This window comes from Streptomyces sp. NPDC054796, assembly GCF_053611545.1.
Map to the genome: position 1 here is coordinate 1 of NZ_JBSHAO010000026.1, position 19433 is coordinate 19433.

Below are 19433 nucleotides of genomic sequence, written 5' to 3' on the forward strand. Positions count from 1 at the left end.
GGCCGGCCGCGGGTGGGCCCCTTCACCCGGCCGCCGGGTATACCTCCCGGGGGGGGGGGTGCGCGTCCGGCCCCCCCCCCCCCCCCCCGCGCGGCCGGGTCAGTTGAGGGTGTCGGGGTCCGGGCCGACGCGCTCGCCGGTCTCCAGGGTGCCGATCTCGATCAGGTCGTCGCCGTCCAGCTCGAAGTCGAAGACGTCGATGTTCTCCTTGATGCGGGAGGGCGTCACCGACTTCGGGATGACGATGTTGCCCAACTGGATGTGCCAGCGCAGCACAATCTGCGCGGGCGACTTGCCGTGCTTCTCGGCGGCCTGGGTCACGGCGGCCGTGTCCAGCACACCGTTGCCGCGGCCGAGCGGGGACCACGCCTCGGTGGCGATGCCGTGCTCGGCGTCGAAGGCCCGCAGCGCGTCCTGCTGGAGCCGCGGGTGCAGCTCGATCTGGTTGACGGCGGGGACGATGCCGCTCTCGTCGAAGAGCCGCTGGAGGTGCGCGGGCTGGAAGTTGGACACGCCGATGGACTTGGCGCGCCCCTCCTCGTAGATCTTCTCGAAGGCGCGCCAGGTGTCGACGTACAGATCGCGGGCCGGGAGGGGCCAGTGGATGAGGTAGAGGTCCACATAGTCCATGCCCAGCTTGGCCAGGGACTCGTCGAAGGCGCGCAGGGTGGAGTCGTACCCCTGCTCGGTGTTCCAGAGCTTGGTGGTCACGAAGACCTCGTCGCGCGGGATGCCGGACCCGGCGATGGCCGCGCCGGTGCCCTTCTCGTTCGCGTAGAGGGCCGCGGTGTCGATGCTGCGGTATCCGGCCTCCAGGGCCGCGGTGACGGCGGTCGCCGCCTCGTCGTCCGGCACCTGGAAGACGCCGAAGCCGAGCTGGGGCATCGTCCGGCCGTTGTTGAGCGTGCTGGCGGGGACATTGCTCACAGGGGATCCTCGTGTGTGTCGGGGTCTTTTGTGTCGCGTGTGTCGCGGTCTTTCTTGACGTTTCAACCCTAGGCGCGCCCGCCCCGTTCCGCGCGCCCCGGCCACCCCCCACGCGGGGGCGCGCGGAGTGGTAGGGGTGCGGCGGACGCGGCCGTACGGGTCAGTTCGCGGCCGAGATGCGGGTGCGCGGGTGCGCGTCCTTCTCCAGCTCGTCGAGGAAGGCGACCGCGTAGTCCTCGGCGCTGATGCGCTCGCCGCCTTCGAGGAGCTGGTCGCCGCCGAGCCGGTAGGTGCCGGTGCGCTCGCCGGGGCCGATCTCGGGCGCCGGGGAGACGTAGGTCCAGTCGAGGTCCTCGACGGAGCGGTAGAGGGCGAGCACCTCGCGGTGGGCCAGGGCCTCGCCCTTGTAGGCGTCGGGGAAGCCGGGAGTGTCCACCAGCTCCGTACCGGGCGCCACCTCCAGGCTGCCCGCACCGCCGACCACGACGAGGCGGCGCACGCCCGAGTTCCGTACGCCCTCGATCAGGGCGCGGTTGTCCGCGAGGAACGGCGCGGCCGGGGCGCTGCCGTCGCGGGGCGGCGCGAGGGCCGAGGCCACCGCGTCGTGGCCCTCGGCCAGGCGGGTCACGGTGCCCGCGTCGGACGCGTCGGCGGCGACGGCCGTCAGCCCGCCCTCCTCCCCGGACGCGGGGGCCTTGCCCGAGCGGCTGACGGCGGTGACCTCGTGACCGCGCCGAAGGGCCTCGGCCGCGATGCGGCTGCCGACCATGCCGGTGGCGCCGAACAGCAGGATCTTCATGGGGTGCTCCGTTTCCGGGAGGGGTGCGCGTGTCGGGATGCGGGGGCATCCGTACGGACAACATTTCCTGAGCGCTCAGGTATTTCCACCGCCGGAAACTTTCTTCCCCGGGGGGCCGGAGCCGGAGCCGGGTGCCGCCCGCACCGGGCGGGCGCCTACGGGGCCCCTACGGAGTCAGCCAAGCGCCCCCGTCAGCACCAGGCTCACGTTGTGTCCGCCGAACCCGAAGGCGTTGACGAGCCCGGCCCGCCAGTCCCCGGCGCGGTTCTCGCCGCGCACCACGTCGAGCCCGACGGCCGGGTCGGGGTCGTCGAGGTTGCGGACGGCGGGGAGGCGGCCGTCGCGCAGCGTCAGCAGCGCGGCGATGGCCGCGACGGCGCCCGAGGCGCCCAGCATGTGCCCGGTCATGGACTTCGTGGCGGTGACCGCCACATGGTCGCCGACCGCGCGGCGCACCGCCTCCGCCTCCGCCAGGTCCCCCGACTCCGTCGACGTGGCATGGGCGTGCACGTGGTCGAGGTCCCCCGGCGCCAGACCGGCCGAGCGCAGCGCGTCCTCGATGGCGACGATCTGGCCGTCCGCGTCGGAGGCCGTGATGTGGTGCGCGCTCGATGTGACGCTCGCCCCGGCCAGCGTGCCGTGGACACGGGCACCACGGGCGCGGGCGAAGTCCGCGCGCTCCAGCACCACGACGCCCGCGCCCTCGGCCATCACGAAGCCGCTGCGGTCCACGTCGAACGGGCGGGAGACGGCGGCCGGTTCCTCGGTGCGCGGGGAGAGCGCCTTCATCTGCGCGAACGCGGCCAGGGTGAAGGGGTGCAGACACGCCTCAGCGCCGCCCGCGACGACCACGTCGGCCCGGCCCGCGCGGATGAGGTCCAGCCCCATCGCCAGCGCCTCGGCGCCCGAGGCGCACGCGCTGACCGGCGTCCTGGCGCCTCCCCGTGCCCCCAGCTCCATGCTGACCCAGGCCGCGGGCCCGTTGGGCATGAGCATGGGCACGGCGTACGGGGAGAGCCGCCGTCCGCCCGACTCCTCGAACAGGTCGTCCTGGCCGAGCGTGGAGAGGACGCCTCCGGTTCCGGTGCCGAGGACCACGGCCAGCCGCTCGGGCGCGACCTCCGGGCTGCCCGCGTCGCGCCACGCCTCCCGGGAACCGATCATGGCGATCTGCTCGCAGCGGTCCAGCTTCCTGGCCTCGACGCGGCTCATCAGCGACGCCGGGTCGACGGGCAGCCGCGCGGCGACACCGACCGTCAGCCGCTCCGCCCACTCCTCCTCCAGCGCGGTGACACCGGACGCGCCCGCCAGCATCGCCGACCAGGACGCCTCCACATCGGCACCGAGGGGCGTGATCGCGCCCATGCCGGTCACGAGTACGTCGCCGTGGTGATCCGTCACGTTTCCTCCATCGATCCGTAGGGAGCACACAAGGTGGGACCGGGTCCGATGGGCCGGGTCCGCCTCGCTCGACGGCCACAGTGCCAGTTCACGGCGTTCCGCACGGTCGAGTGAGCGCACCGATTCACGGTGGGAGAACTGTGCGGTTACTACAAGCCGCTCGGCGCTCTCGGCGCGGAAGGCGGACAGGGGAAAGGCGCGGCGCGGGCGGGTCAGCGCAAGGTGGGGAGGACCGTGCGGGCGTGTTGTCCGAGGCGGTCCAGCGCGGCGGTCATCACGGCCGCCTGGCTGCCGGAGAGCGGCCCGTAGAAGTGCTCGTCGAGCTGCTGGGCGTGAAGGCGGGCCGCGCGTATGAGGACGCGCTCGCCCTCCTCGGTCATGACGACGGTCTGCACGCGCCCGTCGTCGGCGGAGCGCGTACGCCGCACGAGCGCTGCGCCGACCATCCTGTCGACCAGCCGGGTGGCGCCGCCGCTGGTGAGGATCAGATCCTGGGAGAGGCGGCTCATGCGCGCCCCCTCAGAGCTGTCGGCAAGGTGGAGCAGCACCTCGAACATCGAGTGGGTGATGCCGCACTCCTCCTGGAGGCGGCTGCCGAAGAGCCGTTCCATCAGCGCCGCCGTGTCCAGGAGCACCCCGAACGCCTGGATGCCGGCGTGCGCCGCCGCATCCGCCGCTGACCGGATCTCCGTCTCTTCAGCCACCGCTCTCCTCAGCCTCAGCCTCAGCCGCCGGAACCCAACCCCTCCATGGTGCCCGACCTGCCGCCCTCGGGGACGGGGCCCGTCGCCAGGGGCTCGGGGCGTCTGGCCAGCGCCTTCCACCAGGGGGCCGCGGGCAGGGCGCCCGCGGGCTCGTAGGACTCGCCCGGCCTGGGCACCGCCACCCGTACGCCCGACTCCTCCGCCGCGGCGACCGTCCGCTCGACGGGCTCCTCCCACGGGTGCGGGGCGAGGTTGAAGGTGCCCCAGTGGATGGGGAGCAGCACGCCGTTCCCGGACCCGGGCCCGGGAGCATCCTCGGCACCCGGCTGCGGGCCCGCGAGGTCCAGGTGCGCGGTGACGCCCTCCTCGGGCGTCATGTGGATGTCGGGCCAGTGCTCGCTGTAGGCGCCGATCTGGATCATCGTCGCGTCGAACGGGCCGTACTCGGCGCCGATCTTCGCGAAGCCCGGGAAATAGCCGGTGTCGCCGCTGTGGAAGACGCGGTGCATGGGCCCGGAGACCACCCACGACGCCCACAGCGTCAGCGCGCGGCGGCTCAGGCCCCGGCCGCAGAAGTGCCGCCCCGGGGTGGCCGTCAGGGTGAGGCCGCCGACGTGCGCCGACTCGTGCCAGTCCAGTTCGCGCAGCTGCGCTTCGGGCACGCCCCAGTGCTCCAGATGCGCCCCGACCCCGAGCGGCACGGCGAACACCGTCCCCGTACGGGCCAGCGCGCGGATCGTCGGCAGGTCCAGGTGGTCGTAGTGGTCGTGGGAGATCACCACGGCGTCCAGCGGCCCGACCTCGGACAGCGGCACCGGCATCGGGTGGAACCTGCGCGGCCCCGCGAAGGCGAAGGGTGAGCAGCGCTCGCCCCACACGGGGTCGAAGAGCACCCGGTGGCCGTCGATCTCCACGAGGACGGAGGCGTGGCCCAGCCAGGTCACCCGGAGTCCCGTGCCCGGCGCCTCGTCGCGCTCGGCGAAGGCGGGGCGCACCAGCGGCGGGGTCTGCGCGGGTGACCTGCGCAGCCGGGTCTCACGGCGCAGCGATGCCCGCAGCAGGGGCAGCAGGGCGCCCGGGGACATGGTCCTGGCGGGCTGCTCGTTGCGGAACTGGCCGTCGCGGAACTGCGGCGAGCGCTGGACGCGCTCCCAGCGCTCCCCGTAGGGCGCGGCACCGAAGGCATCGGGCAGCAGCCGCCATCGTCCTGCGGCGCGGGGCGGTCTTTCGGCGGGTGCGGAGCTCATGGCTTGCGTGCGACTCCTCCGTACACGGACAGCTCGGCGTCGCTGACCTCTCGTTCCGGCACCACGGCCTCCTCCGGCTCGTCCGCTTCCCCGTGCTCGGCCGCCGCACGGGGCTTGTGAACATCGTCCGTCAGATTCAGCTCGGGGCGCCACCTGTGGGCCACCACCAGGCCGGGTTCGACCAGTTCCAGGCCGTCGAAGAAGCGCAGGACGCCCTCCTTCGACCGCAGCTGGCCGCCGCCCGTGACGGACGACTCGTAGAACGTCGCGACCCGTGCCATGAGTTCCGGGTCGAGGTCGTCGGTGGCGTGCGTCAGCATGACGTAGCTGCCCGAGGGCAGCGCGTCCACGAGGGTGCGGACGATCTCGTACGCGCCGCGCTCGTCGCTGATCAGATGGAGCAGCGCCATGAGCGAGAGGGCGACGGGCCGCCCCAGGTCGAGGGTCTCCCGCAGCTCGGACGACTCCAGGATGTCCCGCGGACGGGTCACGTCGGCGTGGAGGTAGGCCGTACGGCCCTCGGGGGTGCTGTGCAGCAGTGCCTGCGCGTACTGGAGCACGATGGGGTCGTTGTCCGCGTAGAGGACGCGTGCCTCCGGCGCGACGGACTGGGCGATCTGGTGGAGGTTGGGCTCGGTGGGGATGCCGGTGCCGACGTCCAGGAACTGGCGGATCCCGGCCTCCGCGGCCAGCCAGCGGGTCGCGCGGTGCATGAAGGCGCGGTTGAGCTGTGCGCCGACGCGCACGGTGGGCCAGATCTCGGAGACCCTGCGGGCCGCCTCGGCGTCGGCCTCGTAGTTGTTCTTGCCGTTCAGCCAGTAGTCGTAGACGCGGGCGGAGTGCGGGGTGCTCGTGTCGATCTCGGGCGTCGGGGTCACTGCACCTTCTCCATCGGTCGGTCCATCGGTCGGTTCGATGACAGGACGACAAGGGGGCCGTGCGAGCGCGCTCTTCGGGCCTACGCGCCGGGTACGTACACCGGCGCGCGGGCCATGGGAGCGCGCCCCCTGGGCGGCAACAGTGTGCCGCATGACGGGAGTTGGTCCGTACCCGCGGTGCCCGTAGGCCCCCGACGACGCCGTGACCTCGCGCGTCGCACCCGAACCGGCGTCGGTCCGCCCCGGTGGCCGCGCGTTGGGCCGAACGGGTGGCAGGACGGGCGACGGGTCGGGTGACGGTTCCGGTGGCCGGGCGGAACAAGACCATCCGGTAGCGGATCGCGGAGTCGCCCGATCGAGGGTGCGAAACGGTGACGTTCCTCACGCGCGCTCCCGGCCGCCGCGCGGCCCCTCGCGCGCGGCTCCTGGCGCGAAGCCGACGCGACTTCACTCCCGTGAAAGCGTCACCCGCAGCACGTACAGCGCTCGCATGGGCTGTCACCAGCGAGGATGAACGGCGTCGCCCGCATGAGCCGCCTTCAGGCCCCCGTTCGCGACGGTCTCCGCGCGCCCCCGCGCGCCCGACTCCCCGGTGTACGAAGCCGCCTGACGGGTCGAACAGACCGCTCGGTCATATGGCTGCGGCACGAAAATGGAATCGGCCGTTGTCAGTGCCGGGACCTAGAGTTCAACCATGCCCACTTCACCCGACCCTGTACCGGAGTCGGCCGCCCTGTCCCCGAATCCCCCCTTGCCCTCCGCCGCCGAGGCGAACGCCGCGCTGCGCGCCTTCGCCTCCGGACGCACCTCCTGGACCCCCTCGGCACTGGCCGAGCTGGACCGCCTGCGCTCGACGTGGCAGGCGGCCGTCCGCCGCGAGATAGTGCGCGCCGCCTGACCCGGGTCCGGCCCCGGACCTGGACCCGTACCGGGTAGCGATGTGAAGCGCCGCACGGCGTGACGGCGCGTCCGGTCCGGCCCTCGTCAGCGCCGTGACCGCCGCCCGGGTGACGGCGGCGCGTGGCCGGGGCCCGGCCGCTGCACGGCGGTGGCGGGCGGCACGGTCGCGGTGGCGGGCGGAACAGCCGCGGCGACGGGGCTGGTCCCGGCGACGACCGCCGCGTGCGGCCGACGCTGGGGGACGGCGCCGCTGACGGGGCTCGTGACCGGAGCGGGGGCGGGCGCGGGCGCGGGGCTGGTTCCGAGGTCGGCTCCGGTGGCCTGTCCGTGCCCGTGGCCCGTCGGCTTCGCTGACGTCGTCGCCGTCGCCGTCGTCGTCGCCGTCACCAGGCCGGTGAACCGCTCGCCCTCGGGAAGGGCGATACGGAAGTGGTCGTCGGACAGATGGAGCAGCACGCCGGGCGCCTTGGCCGCCGCGTCCTCGGGCTCGGCCTTCGCCTCCTTGATGTCCTTCGCGTCCTTGGCGCCCTTGTCGTCCTGGCCCTCCTCCGGCGCCGAGGGCGGGAAGCGCAGGGCCGCGCCGTCCTTCGTCACGACGGTCACCGGAACGCCCAGGACGCGCGCCCCCAGCGCGGGCATCAGGTCGGCGGCGTCGTGGTCCCAGGAGGCGCGCTCCTCGACGGCCGGGCGGTTCAGCAGGCGGTGGATGAGCGCGAGGCGCTGTCCTGCGGTCGGCGAGGTGCCGCGCGGCAGATTGCCCGTCTCGGCGAACTCCTCCCGCTCCGCCTCCCCGCGCAGCGTGACGCCGCTGCGGGTGAGGTCGGCCGGGGTGTAGGTGTCGTCCGGGTCGAGCGCGGCCATGGCGGCGAGGTCGGCGTTACGGGGCTCGTCGAGCGCCTCGGCCAGCCGCTGCCGCACCGCGTCAGCGCGTACCACGCCCCCCGTGGCCCCCGGCCGGGCGTCGGGCGGCAGCAGCCGGTCCAGCAGGCCGAGCCGGTCCGCGCCGTACGCCAGCGCGTGGAGCAGGGAGGAGCCGTCGTGCGGTACGTCGTGCACGGTGTAGCGGGGCCCGCCGTTGGGTGCGGTCAGGGTGGTGGGCGCGTCCTTGTCCGCGTCCTTGTCCGGGGTGTCCACCTTGTACGCGGGCGGCGGCTGCGGCAGCCACGCGGGCACTTCGTAGGCGGGCACCTCGGGCTTCGGCACGCGGGCACCCGAACTTCCTCGCGCGGGCGCCGCGTCGGGGACCGGTTCCGGAACGCCCTGGGCCTGCACGCCCTGGGCCTTCACCTCCGCGGCCTTCGCCTCCGGGGAGGCGCTGACGTCGGGGCCGCGCACCGGCGCGGGGGCGCGGTCGTGGGCGGGGAGGCGGTACCAGGCCGTCAGCCGCTCGGCCGAGGTCCGCAGCCTGTGCACGTCGGCCGCCGCCTCGTCGGCGCGGCCGTGCCACAGCGCCGTCTCCGCCGCGGCGCGCTTCCACTCGGCGAGCGCCGGGCCGTCCTTCTCCGAGCGGGTGAAGTCACCGGTCTCTCCTGCCCGACGAGCCACCTGACGCGCGCTCTCGGGCAGATCGAGCCACGCGCGTCGGACCGCGGCGCGCGCGGTGTAGTACGCGTCGTCGGCGTGCGAGAGCGCGCCGTACGCCTTTCCGAGCGCGTTCCACGCGTCGCCCGCCTCTTTGGGGAACGTGTCGCTGTTGATCAGCCCCATCCGCGTGGCGACGTCCTCGCGGACCCAGGCCAGCACCACGGTCTCGGTCTCAGCGCCGCGCGGCCCGCGCGGGGCGCCGCCGAAGGTGTCCCGCACGGCCCCCGTGGCAGCGTTGTCATGCAGCGTGCGGTGCACGTCGGCCACCGCGAGCCAACTGACGGGCAGCGCGAACAGCATGGCGCGCGGCGCCTCGACCTTGTGGGATGTACCGCGCGTGGTGTCCAGGCCGTCCTTGCTGACGGCGCCGTCGGGCGCGGCGTAGCCGGTTCCGGTGGCGCCGGGCACGACGGTGCCCGCGGGGGCGGTGCTGAGGAAGGGAGTGGTCCCGAACTGGCCCTCGTGCGTGCCCGACTGGGACACGTCCTGACTGCTGCTCTCGGTGTCGCGCCGTACCCCCTCCATGCGCGGGGTGTTCTCGACGGTGAGCAGGACGGCCTTGCGCACGTCGGGGCGCGCGTACAGGCGGATGTCGGCCCGCGCCGACTCGCCCAGCAGCCGGGGCGCGGCGATGCCGGGCAGTCGGTGGCCTTCGGGCCGCAGCGCATGCGGGAAGAAGGCGGTCAGCCCGGTCTGGCCCGTGGCCTCCTCCATCGCGTGCGCGGTCTGCGCGCCGAGGTGGGTGAGCGGGGTGTGGCGGGCCACGGCCAGCGCCTGCTGGAGGCCGTCGCCGCTCAGCTCGCCCGCCGTGCGGGCCCCGACGCCGTAGGACTGCCCGGCGGCGAGGGTGAGCGCGTCGCGCACCTGCCCTGCGCCGAGCACGCTCACCGCGAGGAACCCGGTCTCGGGCGGGGTGCTGAGGCCGCCGTCGTGCGTGCCGCGACGGCGCCATGCCTCGGGCCCGCCCGCGCGCGCGTCCTGGGCACGCCAGACCCGTATCGCCTCCGGGGGCGCCGCGACGTTCTCGGGCAGCCCCTGCCGCACGGCGTCGGCCTTGGTGGCGGTGCTGGTACTGGTACTGGTCCCGGTACCGGAGCCGGTGTCGGGCCCGCCCTTGGTGCTGGCGGCCCCGGGGGCTCCCTTGCCGGTCTCGGGACGCAGCACGCTCAGGGGCATCAGCTCGCGCAGTTCGCCCACGGGGCTCGTGAACGTCTCAGGACGCGCCTTCCCGCCGACCCCCTCGACGGTCACCGTCAGGTCGTACTCGGTGATGACCTCGCCGTGCCCCTGCGTGGTCGCGATGTTCGGCATGCGCAGCGACGAGGTGCCCTCGCTGTTCTTGTACTGCCGGGCCGACGAGGTGTTCTCCGCCAGGCTCGGCCCCATCGCGGCCAGTTCGCCACGCCCGGAGAACGCGCTCTGGGCGACACCGGCGCCCAGGTCCCGCGTGGTGTCCCGGGCAGCGGACACCTCGCCGGAGACACCGCGCGTGCGGTAGTCCTCGAACTCGCAGCCCGTACGCATCCGCCGCACGGTCGTACGGCGCGGCGTCAGCTTGACGCGCACGTTCAACTGCCGTGCGCCCAGGTGCAGATGGCGCAGGAAGCGGGCCTGGCTGCCGTGCGCCCGCACCGGCACCGTCACGCCTTCACCCGTCAGCTCGATCAACTGGCCGTTGAGCGCGTCGGGGCCGAGCGCCTGGAGCACGGCGTCCCGGTCGTCGGACCGCACGCCGAGGGTTCGCAGCCTCGGCAGCAGCCGCTCGGCGACCGGGCTCGCGTCGAGGCGGCCCAGCGGATGCGAGAAGAAACGGTTTCCCTGTGCCCACCCGGGCAGCCGGTACCCGCCGGCCACGTACCGGGGTGTCGTCGCCGGGAGCCCGTCGGGCGCGAGGCCGGTCTCGATCGCGTCCGGCATGGGGACCTCGATGAGCACGCCGTCCGCCACCCGGTGCTTACGGCCCGCGGCGTGCGGCGTGCGGGGCGGCGCGTCCGGATCGGGCGGCGGCGCAGCGGGCGCGGCGGCGGCTTGGGTGCCCCGCAGCCGCTCGGCGCCGCGCCACACACGGTCCTTCGTACGGCGCAGCGCGTCGGCGGAGCGCGTCCCCAGCAGCCCGAAGGCCCCGCTCCAGTGGGCTCGTACCGCGACGCGCTCCTCCACGTCCGCGCTCACGAGGTACATGCGCCCGGAGGGCGAGAAGACCGTGTCCCGGCCCGCGCTCTGCGTCAGCGAGCGCGTGGCGGTGCGGCCCGCGCTGAGCTGCGCGGCCGAGGAGTACGAGCCGAACACAGGGCTGTGGCCGTCGTCGTGCTGGTGCATGTAGGCGCCCTGGAGGCCACCTGTTACGCGCGTCGACCGCGCCGCCGTACCGGTGATCCTGCGCTCGGCGCCCGTCGTCAGCTCGGTGCCGTGCCGTTCGGGGTCGCCGACGACGACGGGGTCCTTGACCTCTCCGTGCACGGCCGCCTTGAGCTGGTGGCTCTGGTACGGGCCGCTCGCATTGAGCGCCGTCACGCGCATGCCCCAGCGGCCGAGGACCTGGCCCAGATGCCCGGTGAAGGTGTTGTCGGTCAGCGCCCGTCCCAGCGCCGTGCGCAGCGGGGCGGCGGGGGTGGCGGTGTGCCAGGAACCGCCGGTGGCCTCGTCGGCCGCCTCCAGGCCGAGCTTCTCCCTGAGCCTGCCGCCGTGCGCGGAGGCGACCGCGACCGGACGGCTCATCAGCTCGCGGACGCGGGCCGCCTCAGCGGTCTCCTTCCTGGGCACGGACCAGGGGCGGTCCACGAGGCGTTCCGCCTCGTCGGGCGTCAGATGCTCGGGTTCCTTGGACGCGGGGCGCGCCGGAACGCCCGTCGTCGGAGCGGGCTTCGCGGGATCGGGCTTCGCCGCAGCCGTCTGTGCCCTGGTGTCCCTGGCCTCGGATGCCTCGGGCCCCGCCTGGCTCCGCACCCGGGCAGCCGCCCTGGCACGCGGGGCACTGTGCGCGGAGGGGGCGGCCAGCAGGACGTGGCCCAGCGTCTCCTCCCCGGCCTCCAGCAGCCGCCTGCTCTCCACGGGGGAGACGGCGAAGCCCATGCCGAGCACCCCCAGCGTCATCAGCCGGGTCCAGGCGCGGGGCCGACGGTAGCCCTCGACGGTGGCGCCGAGCGACACGTCGTAACCGTAGAGGTGCGAGGGCCCGGTGGAGGCGCTGACGTTCTCGCCGTGCAGCACCACACCCGACTGCGTGCTGCGCTGTATCTGGTCCCCGACACGGAGGCCGACCCCGAAGGTGCCGATGCGGCCGGGCCAGCCGGTCACCTCCGACTTCTCGTGGGAGCGCGGCGAGATGCCGACCTCGGCTCCGGCCGCGGCGGCGAGCGTGGCCTGCGTCGACTGCTCGCCCCGCTCGCTCGTCATCACGGAGGTGCGCAGGGTCCGGTCGTACGAGGTGCCCTCGTAGCGCCGTCCCGTCAGCTCGGCCGTGAGGACAACGGACAGGTGGCCACGGCGGAAGGTGTGCGGGTCCACCAGGTCGATCCGTACGCCCGTCGTCGCCAGCGCCTCCAGGCTCTGTTCGAGGGTGTGCCGGTCCGAACCCTCCCTGACCTGGCGGGTGTTGGCGAGCGCGTCGCGGACATGGCGCCGGTTGCCCAGCGCCGCCTCGGACGCGCGACGGCCCCGCACCACCTGGGACAGCCACGACCCGCGCGCTCCCTCCTCCCAGCTCGCCGCGATCAGCTCGGGGTACGCGCGCTGGAGCGACGCCATGACGGAGTCCACGTACGTGTCCATCAGCGCGCGCCCCTCGCCGGGCGGTTGCGCGGACGGCCGCGCGGACGGCCGCGCGGACGGCCGCGCGGACGGCTGCGCGGATGATTGGCCGGGCGGCTGCGCGGATGGTTGGCCGGGCGGCTGCGCGGATGGTTGGCCGGGCGGCTGCGGGGGCGCGATCGCGGGGGTGAAGCGCTCGGCGCGCGTCTGGCCGAGGTGCCGGGGGTGGTCCCGCGTGAGGTACTCGGGCGCCGACGGCTCCTCGGTCCGCAGCCTGCTGCCGTCGTCCCAGCCGCGCAGCCGCCGCGCCTCGGACTCGCTCATCCAGTCCAGCGTGACGACGCGGAACGGCCGCGCGGCGGACGAGGGCTCGCCCGACCTGCGCAGGTGCAGCGTCTTCTCCACCCGGTACAGCGCGACCGGCGTACCGGCCTTGACCCGTCCTGCCAGCCTCCTGGTGACCGTGCTGCCGACGTAGTGGCTGCGCTCCAGCGCCGCGTCCAGCCGCCCGTACGGGCCGCCCTGGACCCGCACGTCCGTGCCGATGTTGACGAAGTCGTGGTTCGGCCCCGCGGTCAGATAGACGGCGAGGTTCGTCTCCCGGCCGCTGGAGCGCTCGTTCTGCCTGCCGTTCTGCACGAGGTCGCGCAGGTCCACCTTCGTGGCCTCCGTGACCAGGGTGGCCCGGGTGTTCTCCAGCCGGTCGAGGACGAGATGGCCGAGCGGGGTATGGCGCCACCCGCGCGTCAGCTCGGGTCCTGTCACCTGTCCTGAAAGGCGCGGCAGCAGCGTCTCCAGCCGCGCGGGGCGCAGGAATCCGGTCAGCGAACGGTGCGCCGAACTGCCGGGCCGCACGCCGAACTTCGCGAGCGCCCACTCCTCGGGACGGTCCAGCAGCAGCATGCCCTCGCGGTGGGAGACGCGGTACCCGTCGGTGACGGGGCGCGGGGTGCCGTGGGCGGTGCGGGAGTCGTGGGCGTCGTGCGCGTCGTCGGAGCTGCGGAAGTCGATGACGGCGGGCGCGTGGCCGCGCCGTGCCGGGGTGGTGAGGCTGTCGGGCAGCCGCCAGGACAGCCCGTCGCGCACGGCGAAGCCGGTGTCGGCGACCGGGGTCCGCACCCAGGCGGGCGCGTCGGCGACGGGCGAACCGGCCGCCGACGTACCGGTCGCCGATGTTCCGGTGGCGGACGTGCCGGTCGCCGAGGTGCCGGTTTCGGGCCGTGCGCCGGACGGGGCGCCCGGCGCGGGCGGTGCGGTGGCGCGGGACCCCTTCGGCGCCTGCGTCAGGTGCGCGACGCGGACGCGGAAGTACACATCGTCCAGGTGCAGGTGCGAGCCCTCGGCGTACCGGACCTCGGTGTGGCTCAGCCCCTGGTTCGAGGTGTAGTACCCGGCCCTGTGGTCCCGCCCTGCGGCGAGGCCGAACTTCACCAGCCAGTCGTTCGGCGGCCCCAGGCTGAACGTCAGCGGGATCCGCCAGGGCGAGCCGAACGACTTGCCGCCGCCCGTGTTCGCCTGCGCGCGCTGGTGCAGGTCGAGCCTGGTCTCCTGCGAGGCGTCGTCCGTGAACCGCTGCCAGCGGTGGTACGGGACGGCTTCCACCGCCACCTCGTATGCCTCCCCTGAGCGGGCGCGCATGACGAAGCGGGAGCCGCCGGAAGCGGTGAAGGACGCCGCTTCCGTGCCGAGCCTGCGCACCAGTTCCATACGGTCGAAGCCCGCCGCCACCCGCGCGGGCAGCCCGGCGACGACCTCGTCCGCGACACTCTCGCGCCCCCGGAACCTCAGCTCGCCGCCCGCGAAGAAGACGGGGCTGCCGCCCGCCGGGTTCGAGTCGGCCCGCGCGCGTGCCGCCGCTTCCGCTTCCCGTTCCGTCTCCGGTGCCGCCCAACTGGCGGGCCTGCTCGGCACGTGGGCGTGCAGGAAGTCGGGCAGCCGGCTGCCGTCGGCGAACCGCACCGAAGGGGGCGGGGGTCCGGGCGGCAGCACGGCTGGGCCCTTCCTGATGCGCGGCTGCCTGGTCCTGTCGAGTTCCGCCTCGACGGTGCGCGGGCCCTGGTCTCCGGCAGCGGGGGCCGGAGCAGGAGCGGGCGTGGGTGCGGGAGCAGGAGCGGGGCTTGTTCCGCTTCCGCGCTCAAGCGGTGTCGGAACCGGCGTCGAGGCCGGTCTCGGTCTTGGTCTCGGCGTCGGCACCGGTCTCGGCACCGGGGCCACACCGGCCCTCCGCTCCGGGGTTTCGCCGGTCCCGGTGGCGCCCTCGTACAGCTCGGCCGCTGCCGTACGCGCGACGTCCAGCCGGTGGTAGGCGTCCCGCAGCGCGGCGTCCCCCGGGGTACGTGCGGTCCCGCGCACCGAGGAGGCCGCCTCGCCCGCGTCCCACCGCGCCGCCGCGCGGGGCTCCCGCGCCCTGACGGTCTCCACCGCGTCCAGCGCGTCCAGCCACTCCGTGAGTGCCGCGTCCCAGGCACCGGCAGCGCCCGCGCGCTCCGGTACGGCCTCCGCTTTGGGCACGGCCCGCGTGGGCGTGTGCCTCGGCACGGGCATGGACGGAGGCATGGGTATGGGCGCGGCGGTCATGGCCGGAGGCGCCGTGACCGGAGCCGCCGGCGGTGACGCCGTGAGCCCTCGCGCGGCGGACCTCCGCATCGAGGGCCCGGCGACCGGCGTCAGCGCCTGATAGCGGTCCCGCCCGTTGTAATAGACGTAGAGTCGGCCGCCCCGCGCGCCCTCGTTCAGGCGGAGCGGTCCCGACCCGTCGGACACGACGGTGAGTTCGACGCCGAGCGTGCGGGCGATCAGGACCGGTACATGGTCGCCGAACGGCGAGGACCACAGATCCGGGTGCTCGACCGCGGCTGCGGCGAGCCCGTCGTTGCCGAGCCGGTTCGCCGTGGCCGGGTCGGGGGCGATCCGCGCGAGCCGCGGGTAGGGGCTCGCTTCGAGCAGCTGACGCCACACCTCCCGGTCGTTCGCGCGTACCCGTTCGGCGATGAGGTCCCAGGCTGCGTTCTCGGCGGCCTCGGCCTCCCGTGCCTCGTCCGGCACCGTCCCCGCGGTCCCCGCCGTCCCGGTCCCGCCCGGACCACCCGGGCCGCCAGGCCCGCCCGACCGCGCCCGGTGCCACTCCCGCAGGTCGTCCAGGACGACGTCGACGGGGCTGCGCGGGTCGTCCACCTCGGTCCCCGGACGCGGCTCCTGGCCATCGGACAGCCGCCTCCGTACGACGTCGCGCAGCGCGGGCACGTCGAGCTGCCATGTCTCGGGCGCGATGCCCTGCGCGGAAGCGCCCGACAGCACGGCGCCGAACAGGCTGTCGTGGTCCGTCCGCACCGGCCGCAGGGCGAAACTCCTGCCGTCCACGGCGGCGGTCGACGTCCCGTCAGGACGCCGGGTGACCTCGGCGAGGACGGGAGCGGGGGCGGGGGCGGAGACAGGGGCGGCCCCGGAGGCAGGGGCGGGCGGCGGCGGAGGGGGCACGGGCCGGGAGCTGGGGGAACCCGGCCCTGCCGCCCCTGCCCATACGTACGGGCGGGCGCCGGGTGGGAGCGCCGACCGCGCGTCGAACCGCCCGTCGCCGGAAGCCGCATCCGAAGTCGCGCCCGCAGCCACACTCGCCTCCGTATCCCTGCCAGGTCCCGCGCTCCGGTCGGCGACCGGGCCGCTCTGAAGTCCCTACGGTGTCGGGGAGACGCGGAGCGGCGCCCGTCGGCGCCGTGCCCTCGTGCTCCGTCCGCTCGCTCCGTTCTGTCGCTCCCGTACGAGTCCCGTCCGGGTCCGGGTCGGGCGCCGATGGGGAGTCACCTCCACCTGACCGGTCCCCGCCCGTCCCTGACCTGCGCCGTTAAGCGTACTAAGCGCCCGGTCACCGCGTAAGCCGAGCCTCATCCACCTCAACCGCCTCATGCTTCTCTTGCCCCGTACACCGTCCGGGCACGCACAATTGGGCGAGACTCAGAGGCGGGGACTCAGGGGCAGGGGCGGGGGCTCAGGGGACGCGCGTCACCGGGGCGGCACGAGGGCGAAGTAGCGTTCGAGCAGGGCGCGGTCCCCCCGCACTCCGTCGAGCCGGTCGGCCGGGAGCCGTTCCCAGAGGAAGAGCATCAGGTCGGAGGCCGTGCCCGCGAGTTCGACGTCCCAGGGCGCCGACTCGCCGAGGAGCCGTACGTCGTCGCCGTCGAAGTGCGCCGTCCACACCTCGGGGCCGTCGGTGCGCCGGAAGCGGAAGCGCTCGCCCGCGCCGCGCGGGGCCTGCGCCCAGGCGCGCCGTGCGGGGGCCATGACCTGGAAGGTGTGGGCCACGGCGTCGGCCGCCAGCGCGGGATCGAAGGGGCCCGCTTCCCCGGCCACGTTCTCCGCGTCCCAGCGGTGAACGGCGGCCTCGATGGCCTGGATGCGCATCCAGAAGCCCGCGGTGTGCTCCGGGGCCCAGGTCCACACCGGGTCCCGCGGGTCGCTCTTCCTGAACTCCGCCTCCAGCGCGAGGGCTCCCTCGGCGAACCAGTCGACGAGGGGGCCGGGGACGGGCCCGAGGGTCGGGGTCTGCTCGAACGAGACGGGCCAGCCCTCGCGTTCGGCGGGGAGCCCGAGAAAGCCCAGATCCGTCGGGTCGGGCTCCTCCTGGACCCTCTCGCGCAGGAGACGGAGCACATAGCGGTGCACCGCGCCCAGGTGCGCGATCAGGTCGGTCACCGTCCAGCCCGGACAGGACGGCACCAGGGGCGCCTCACCGGCCGCGGCGACCGGCCGCACGGCGGCCTCGAACGCCCTGACCTCACGCCCGAACCCGGAGATGTGCGCCACGCTCTCGTCCATGGCCTCACTGTGCCAGGCGAGCAGGTCACCGGGTATGTGCCGAACTGGACATCCCGGGCCGCTTCTTTCGGGTCACCGCTCGGGTCGCCCCTCGGGTCACCGCGCCGATCCGGCGCGTCGGCCGGGGGCCCTGTGACGGGCCCCGGCCGACGGCCGGGAGCAGCGGCCCGGTAGCGCCGGGCGCGCTAGTCGAACATCGCGCCCATGGTCTCGTGAGTGACCTCCTTGTTGAGGTCCCTCTCTCCGGCGAACGTGGTGTTGAGGATGATGCGGGTCTTGTCCTCCGACAGCGGGATCGTCCTGTGGAGGGTGGTGTCGGTGCGGAAGAAGTACAGGTCGCGCGTGACGTTCCCGTACGTGCGGATCGGGTTCTCCAGGAGGTAGTCCATGACCCGCGGGTTGGACTTGTCCCAGTCCGTGTGCGGTACGCACTGGAGGGCTCCGCCGTACTTCAGGTCCGGCGCCTCGATGAGCCAGACAATGGCGTAGCTGAAGTCACCCCAGTGCCAGCCGTGCGTGTCGCCCTTTTTGTGCTGGTGGAGAATGGCGTATTTCTCGCCTTCCCACGGGCAGTCGATGACGGGCTCGGCCGCGATACGGGAGAGTGCCGCCTTGAGCGATTCCGAGGCGTATACCGCAGGAATGATGACGCCGTCCTCAGCAATTGCCGAAGCGCTCACCGTGCTCATGTAGCGCGGCGAATCGCTGGTCTCGGGAAGAGTGACGTCTATTCGCTTCTCGTACTGATCGATCAGCCGGTAGGTCTCTTCCTGTAAAGCCTCGAAGACGGCATCAGGAACCAGGTCGCGTACCTTCACGTACCCTTCGCGCCGAAACTGCTGGGACGCCTTCCGGGTGCGTTCTTCGTCGAAGTTCTCGGCGATGTGCTTATCGAGGATCGAATCGACGTTCTCTGGGGTAACGGTCGCGCTCAATTCGCATGCATCCTTCATCTCGGCTGTGATTTCCGGTGCCTCACCAAAAGTGGCGGCGCCCGGTGCGGGAATCAACTGCAAAATCCCAAGTGTGACGACAGTCACATCCACTCGGACGATCATTTCGGATCGCGCCGCCAACTGCTGCCCATCGCGCTCAGGGGCCCTTTATCGATCTTGCCCGTCTGGCCAAAAGTGATCGGCGACCAATCGGAGTACGACAGAGATCTGGCATCCGCCGCCTCCTGGACGTAGCGTCCATGCTTCGTGGCGATGTTTCCGTCGCCACAGCCGCCGCAGGAAGACCCGGCCCACAGTCCGGGCCTGGCCCGGACCGGCGCGCTCACGGGGGAAACACGGGGGAAGGGAACGCGCAGTGCGGCCATCCGCGCCTGACCAGGAGCAGCAGCCATGTCGTCGGACGGCGCCGTTCCCGCGTCTCCGTGTCCCGGCGGACACCTCACCCGTTGGGCAATCGCCCCCACGCCGACCACGTCGGCACACACTCGTCGGCGCCACGGCCCATGATGAGCACCGGCACCACCACGAACGCACACGTGAACCCGCAGCCGCACAAGTACGGCTGCCGGCACACGCGCAAGCACGAACACGAGCACACGCACGAGCACCCCAGGAAGATGCGATGACCCACCCGACCGACGCCGCGACCACGACGACCAGCACCTCGGCCTCCGCCACGGCCCCGGCCCCGACCGCGACGACCGCCGACGAGCGGGCACGCGGTCTGACCCTGACCGTCGCGCCCGAGATCGCCGAGCGCTATCCCGACTGCCGGACGGCGGCCGTGCTGGTGCTCGGGGTGAAGAACGCGGAGCCGTGGCCCGAGACCGAGGAGGCCCTGAGCCTCTTCGAGACCGAGGTGCGCGACGGCACCCGGCACCTCCCCGGTCAGGAGGAGCCCGCCATCGCGGTCTGGCACGACCTGCTGCGCAGCTTCGGCACGAATCCCCGCAGGACACGGCCGAGCGTGGACGCCCTGAGCCGACGCCTCGTCAAGTCGGGCCGGGTGCCCCGGATCTCGCCGCTGGTCGACACGTGCAACCTGGTGTCGCTCCGCTACATGCTGCCGACCGGCGGCTACGACCTCGACGGCATCACCGAGGGCTTCAGCCTGCGCTACGCGCGCCCCGGCGACGTCCACGTCCCCCTGGGCAAGCCGGACGAGCGGGAGACCCCGGTCGACGGCGAAGTGGTCTACGCGGACGGCGGCAACGTGCTGACGCGGCACTGGAACCACCGGGACGCCGACAGCACCAAGGTCACCGAGCGGACCCGGAACGTCATGCTCCTCCTCGAAGGGGTCGCCCCCGTCGTGCCACCGGAGGTACTGGCCGACGCACAGCGCGAGCTGGCGGCGCTGGTGGCGCCGCACGCCGAGGCGGTCAGCCTCTACGACTTCGATCCGGCCACCGAAACCCGCGTCACGTGGTCCGCGGTCGACTGACACGGATTAATTCATTCCACACGGAGGTACC

The 19433-nt window shown here is 73.6% G+C and carries 11 protein-coding genes; 2 read left to right on the plus strand and 9 right to left on the minus strand.

What is annotated here, in order from left to right; genetic code table 11:
• Window positions 1-99: 99 nt before the first annotated feature.
• From ACWGJ2_RS21660 to ACWGJ2_RS21685, 6 genes are all read right to left on the minus strand, one after another.
• Window positions 100-927 (minus strand): aldo/keto reductase, encoded by an 828-nt coding sequence (locus tag ACWGJ2_RS21660; RefSeq protein ID WP_453347794.1) that lies wholly within the window; start codon window positions 925-927, stop codon window positions 100-102.
• Window positions 928-1087: 160 nt separating this feature from the next.
• A complete protein-coding gene (locus tag ACWGJ2_RS21665) occupies window positions 1088-1726 on the minus strand; it encodes an NAD(P)-dependent oxidoreductase (RefSeq protein ID WP_453347795.1) in 639 nt (212 codons plus the stop codon).
• A 174-nt stretch (window positions 1727-1900) separates the two neighbouring features.
• Window positions 1901-3127, minus strand: coding sequence for a beta-ketoacyl-[acyl-carrier-protein] synthase family protein (locus ACWGJ2_RS21670; protein WP_453347796.1), 1227 nt, complete (start codon window positions 3125-3127; stop codon window positions 1901-1903).
• Window positions 3128-3339: 212 nt separating this feature from the next.
• Entirely contained in the window at window positions 3340-3831 is a 492-nt protein-coding gene (locus tag ACWGJ2_RS21675; RefSeq protein ID WP_453347797.1) for a MarR family winged helix-turn-helix transcriptional regulator, read from the minus strand.
• Window positions 3832-3851: 20 nt separating this feature from the next.
• On the minus strand, window positions 3852-5078 hold the full coding sequence (locus ACWGJ2_RS21680) for an MBL fold metallo-hydrolase (RefSeq protein WP_453347798.1): 1227 nt from the start codon (window positions 5076-5078) through the stop codon (window positions 3852-3854).
• Window positions 5075-5956, minus strand: coding sequence for an SAM-dependent methyltransferase (locus ACWGJ2_RS21685; RefSeq protein WP_453347799.1), 882 nt, complete (start codon window positions 5954-5956; stop codon window positions 5075-5077). The genes ACWGJ2_RS21680 and ACWGJ2_RS21685 overlap by 4 nt, the downstream gene beginning before the upstream one ends.
• Window positions 5957-6650: 694 nt before the next feature.
• Here ACWGJ2_RS21685 and ACWGJ2_RS21690 point away from each other — a divergent pair.
• The gene (locus ACWGJ2_RS21690) at window positions 6651-6854 is read left to right on the plus strand and encodes a hypothetical protein (RefSeq protein WP_453347800.1); all 204 of its coding nucleotides are present in this window, start codon (window positions 6651-6653) and stop codon (window positions 6852-6854) included.
• Between the two features lie 86 nt (window positions 6855-6940).
• Here the strand turns inward: ACWGJ2_RS21690 and ACWGJ2_RS21695 are convergent, their stop codons facing one another.
• The 3 genes from ACWGJ2_RS21695 to ACWGJ2_RS21705 form a co-directional block, all read right to left on the minus strand.
• A complete protein-coding gene (locus ACWGJ2_RS21695) occupies window positions 6941-15550 on the minus strand; it encodes a hypothetical protein (RefSeq protein ID WP_453347801.1) in 8610 nt (2869 codons plus the stop codon).
• 639 nt (window positions 15551-16189) lie between these two features.
• Entirely contained in the window at window positions 16190-17002 is an 813-nt protein-coding gene (locus ACWGJ2_RS21700) for a maleylpyruvate isomerase family mycothiol-dependent enzyme (RefSeq protein WP_453347802.1), read from the minus strand.
• A 185-nt stretch (window positions 17003-17187) separates the two neighbouring features.
• Complete coding sequence (locus tag ACWGJ2_RS21705) at window positions 17188-17955, minus strand: HalD/BesD family halogenase (RefSeq protein WP_453347885.1); 768 nt, start codon at window positions 17953-17955, stop codon at window positions 17188-17190.
• A 625-nt stretch (window positions 17956-18580) separates the two neighbouring features.
• Here ACWGJ2_RS21705 and ACWGJ2_RS21710 point away from each other — a divergent pair.
• Window positions 18581-19402 (plus strand): B3/B4 domain-containing protein, encoded by an 822-nt coding sequence (locus ACWGJ2_RS21710; protein WP_453347803.1) that lies wholly within the window; start codon window positions 18581-18583, stop codon window positions 19400-19402.
• Window positions 19403-19433: the final 31 nt, after the last annotated feature.

Coding starts and splice junctions, on each gene's coding strand:
- ACWGJ2_RS21665 (WP_453347795.1), bottom strand. CDS start 1,726: ATGAAGATCCTGCTGTTCGGCGCCACCGGCATGGTCGGCAGCCGCATC.
- ACWGJ2_RS21680 (WP_453347798.1), bottom strand. CDS start 5,078: ATGAGCTCCGCACCCGCCGAAAGACCGCCCCGCGCCGCAGGACGATGG.
- ACWGJ2_RS21690 (WP_453347800.1), top strand. CDS start 6,651: ATGCCCACTTCACCCGACCCTGTACCGGAGTCGGCCGCCCTGTCCCCG.
- ACWGJ2_RS21700 (WP_453347802.1), bottom strand. CDS start 17,002: ATGGACGAGAGCGTGGCGCACATCTCCGGGTTCGGGCGTGAGGTCAGG.
- ACWGJ2_RS21705 (WP_453347885.1), bottom strand. CDS start 17,955: ATGAAGGATGCATGCGAATTGAGCGCGACCGTTACCCCAGAGAACGTC.
- ACWGJ2_RS21710 (WP_453347803.1), top strand. CDS start 18,581: ATGACCCACCCGACCGACGCCGCGACCACGACGACCAGCACCTCGGCC.